This is a genomic window from uncultured Rikenella sp. (genome assembly GCF_910579375.1).
Lineage (GTDB): Bacteria > Bacteroidota > Bacteroidia > Bacteroidales > Rikenellaceae > Rikenella.
Map to the genome: position 1 here is coordinate 1 of NZ_CAJTUJ010000163.1, position 4,087 is coordinate 4,087.

The following is a 4,087-nucleotide window of genomic DNA, read 5'->3' on the forward strand; positions in this document are numbered from 1 at the left end:
AGCGGAGCCGCAGTGAGGCTGACACGGGGCGGAGAACTGGGGCGAGTTTTGGGTCGTGTCTGTTCTTCGGGCTCGAAAACCGGCTACGGTTTTCGAGCCGCGCCGGGCCGAGCATGGGGCTTGGATTGGTGCGGTGCTTGTGCGACCTTTAGGTCGCCGGGCCTGCGCGCTGGGCCTTTGGCTCACCCCTGGAGCGCGCGGCCCGAAACCGACAGAATTGGGGCGGTGGATAGGTTGTTGCTCTTGCGACTCGAAGGGTCGCGCAGTTCGCCGTCACCCCCTGCGGCGGACTGCTATAGGCTAAGAGCGAATAGCGCGATTCCGTGAGGAATCGCCGTTCTCGGCGCGCAGCGAACGCCGAAGGCGGGCGCCGGGGGGGCGCGCCCGAGGACGAATGGGCGGAACTTGTAGCGGGAAAATAGTGCGGGTCGGGCGCCCGGGAGATGCTGTCATGGGGTAGAGGCTGCCATTAAAAGACGCTGTGCGTCCCTCCCGAGGGGAGGCGTCCGGCCCGCGCGGTTCTTCGAACCGCAGGGATGCACTCAAAACGCAATTAGGGTAACTCCAGCCTCTTGCCCACCGTAGGCACGCCCCTGTTTATTCCGAGAGGCACCGCAACTGAAAACCGTAGGCGCGGTTGTATGGAGCGCTGGGACGGATCCACGTCACGCCGAAGTCCAAGAACACGCCGCCCGTGTTGTTCACTGCGGACGACCAACTATAGCCGTAGTTGCCGACGCCCATCAGGTCGCCCGTGCTCGTATTGCGGTGGCCCGGGGCGGGGTTCTTCTTCTCATTTATTCCGAGAGGCACCGCAACTGATGACTGTAGGCCCGATGTGTCGTGTAGTTGGGGCCGAGATGCGTCACTCCGAAATCCAAGTGCATGCCACGGTAGTGATCAACTGAATTATAAGGCGTTGAAGACCAGCTGTAACCACTGCAACCGACGTAATACAGCGCGCCCGTTTCCCGACGGCGGTAGCCCGGGGCGGGCAGAGTCGTGGCAGAGGCCCGACAGATTATCGTAAAAAACAGCATGATTACCCGTCGCAGCCGCGCCCAGCGCGAAGAACAAGCCGTCCGGGCCGATCCCATGGAAGGGAAAACCCTCATCGGGATCGACCCCGGTACCAACGTGCTCGGATACGGCGTGTTGCAGATTCGGAACGGACAGCCCCAGTGTCGGGTGCTCGGCGTCGTGACCTTGGGGAAATATGGAGACCGTTACCAGAAACTTCGGCACATTTTTGAACGGGTTTCCGCGCTGGTGCGCGAGTATCGGCCGGACGAGATGGCGCTCGAAGCCCCGTTCTATGGCGAAAACGTGCAGAGTATGCTCAAACTCGGACGAGCGCAAGGGGTGGCGATGGTGGCCGCTTTGACCCAGGGGATTCCGGTGTTCGAGTACTCGCCGCGACGGATCAAGCAGGCCATTACCGGACAGGGCGGTGCATCGAAAGAACAAGTAGCAGCCCTTTTGCAGAAGATCCTCGGCATCGGTACCACCCCGAAAGAGCTCGATGCTACGGACGGGCTGGCGGTCGCTTTGTGTCATTATTACATCTGCTCCAGCCCTTTCGGAACTGTCGTCGGCGAGCGTTCGGCGGGTAGTGGAGGCGCGGGAGGCTGGGCCGCTTTTGTGCGCGACAATCCGGATAAGCTCCGATAAAACATTGAACAACAATTAAATCCAAACGAATACGATGAAAAAAATGCTTCTGTTCGGTGTGGCGGCCCTGATGTTCGCCGCCTGCGCCCGGAAAGGCTATCAAGTAGTAGCCACCCTCGACGGACTCGAAGAGGGACAACCCGTCTACCTCTCTGTTTTCCAAGGGAAAACCCCGCTCGTGATCGACTCGGCCAAGGTGGCGCAGGGGAAAGCCTCGTTTAGCGGCGTGCTCGAACTCCCCATGCTCGCCCAGATTACCGTAGGCGACAGTACCGCCCGGCCGGCGAAAGTCTTCTTCCTCGAAAACAGCCCGATTGCCGTGACCGGATCGCTCGAACAGCTTGACAGTATTCAGGTCGTCGGCTCTGCCGAACAGGCGTTGTTCGAGGCCTATCAGGCGGCGGTCGATACGGTGAAAAATTACAACGACTACGTGGCTGTCAACGAAGCCTTCGTGAAAGAGAATCCGGCCAGCGTGGCTGCGGCTTATCTGCTGTTCCGCCGGATGGCTCCGGGGCTCGATCCGGAACAGATGCGCGCCTATGCCGCCGGGTTCGACAGCACGATCCAGGGGTCGGTCTACCTGAAATTGGTCGGTGAAATGGCCGATAAACTCGAACTCAGCAGTCCGGGGCATCCGTTCCTCGATTTCACCCTGCCCGATACCACCGGGACGCCGATCGCCTTGTCTTCGGTGGCCGGAAAGGGAAATTACGTCCTGCTCGACTTCTGGGCCTCGTGGTGCGGGCCGTGCCGGGCCGAGAATCCGCATGTCGTCGCGGCTTACAACCAGTATAAAGACAAAGGGTTTACCGTCTTCGGCGTGTCGCTCGACCGGCCCGACGGACGCGAAAACTGGATTCAGGCCATCGAAAAAGACGGTCTGAAATGGACCAATGTGAGCGACCTGAAATTCTGGGAGTGCGTTCCGGCAGGGATGTACGGCGTCCGGTCGATTCCGTCGAACGTACTGATCGGGCCGGACGGGACGATCGTGGCCCGCAACCTGCGCGGCGAAGCGCTGATGAACAAACTCGCCGAAGTCTATGGTACGGCGGCGACTGAGGCTGAATAACCTTGAAAAAGAGGTACTTCGTATAAAAAACTGCTTTTTGCGGCGCGTCGGGAGGCTTTCTGTCCTTCCGACGCGCGGCGTTTTAGCGGGCCGCCCGAACGAATGGCATCTTATTTGACTGTTGAGGCGGAAAAACTGTTAAATTTGTTCGTCCGGAACAAAATAAAATCTCGTTCCGACCGTTTAAAGTAGTTGAACTACTTTAAAAGCAGTCGAAATTCGAAACGATACATTAACCAAATAACCTATATGAGCGAAGCCGTAAACATTCAGGAGCTCAACGCCCGCATCGAAAAGCAGAGCGCGTTCGTCGATCTGCTGACCCTGGAGATGGGCAAAGTGATCGTCGGTCAGAAACACCTTGTGGAAAGTCTGCTGATCGGACTGCTCAGCGATGGGCACATTCTGCTCGAAGGGGTTCCGGGGCTGGCCAAGACGTTGGCGATCAATACGCTGTCCGATGCGATCGACGCGAAGTTCAGCCGGATTCAGTTCACGCCGGACTTGTTGCCGGCCGACCTGACGGGAACCCTGATTTACAGCCAGAAAAACGAAGAGTTTACCGTTAAACTCGGGCCGATTTTCGCGAACTTCGTCCTGGCGGATGAAATCAACCGTTCGCCGGCCAAGGTGCAGTCGGCCTTGCTGGAGGCCATGCAGGAGCATCAGGTGACGATCGGCGACAGCACGTATCGCTTGCCGAAGCCGTTCCTCGTGATGGCGACCCAAAACCCGCTGGAGCAGGAGGGGACTTATCCGCTGCCGGAGGCGCAGGTAGACCGTTTCATGCTCAAGGTCAAGATCGGCTATCCGAAAAAGGAGGAAGAACGGCAGATTATCCGGCAGAACATGCTCGGGGCTGCGTTCCCGAAAGCTGCTCCTGTGGTGACCACCGATGCGATCCTTCAGGCGCGCGAGGTGGTGGCGCAGGTCTATATGGACGAGAAAATCGAACGTTATATCGTCGATATTATTTTTGCCACCCGCGAACCGGCGGAATACGGACTCGATCGGTTGGCGATGATGATCGGTTACGGTTGTTCGCCTCGTGCGTCGATTGCGCTGGCGAAGGCGGCGAAGGCTTATGCCTTTATCAAGCGTCGCGGGTATGTGATTCCGGAAGACGTTCGGGCGGTTTGTCCGGATGTGATGCGGCATCGGATCGGTCTGACCTATGAGGCTGAGGCTGAAAATATTACGTCTGAAGATATTATCACCGAGATTTTGAATGCTGTCGAAGTGCCGTAGGGTTCTGCGGCAGCCGCGCGTTGGTTAGGGCCCCCGGCAGTTTTAGGATGCGTCAGCATCCGTCTAAAGTTTTTTTGGTTCTTTTTGTTCACA

General features: G+C 58.2%; 4 protein-coding genes. 3 read left to right on the forward strand and 1 reads right to left on the reverse strand.

From position 1 onward, the window contains the following. Positions 1-597: 597 nt before the first annotated feature. Complete coding sequence (locus tag QZ302_RS09085; protein WP_294594660.1) at positions 598-813, reverse strand: hypothetical protein; 216 nt, start codon at positions 811-813, stop codon at positions 598-600. Positions 814-1,095: 282 nt separating this feature from the next. Here QZ302_RS09085 and ruvC point away from each other — a divergent pair, with 282 nt between their 5' ends. The 3 genes from ruvC to QZ302_RS09100 all read left to right on the forward strand — a co-directional run bounded on the left by ruvC (position 1,096) and on the right by QZ302_RS09100 (position 3,994). Next, positions 1,096-1,671, forward strand: coding sequence for a crossover junction endodeoxyribonuclease RuvC (gene ruvC / locus QZ302_RS09090; protein ID WP_294594666.1), 576 nt, complete (start codon positions 1,096-1,098; stop codon positions 1,669-1,671). Positions 1,672-1,705: 34 nt separating this feature from the next. Beyond that, on the forward strand, positions 1,706-2,746 hold the full coding sequence (locus tag QZ302_RS09095; RefSeq protein WP_294594662.1) for a TlpA disulfide reductase family protein: 1,041 nt from the start codon (positions 1,706-1,708) through the stop codon (positions 2,744-2,746). A 249-nt stretch (positions 2,747-2,995) separates the two neighbouring features. Next, positions 2,996-3,994: an AAA family ATPase gene (locus tag QZ302_RS09100; protein WP_294594664.1), complete on the forward strand. Its 999-nt coding sequence runs from the start codon at positions 2,996-2,998 to the stop codon at positions 3,992-3,994. Positions 3,995-4,087 lie beyond the last annotated feature (93 nt).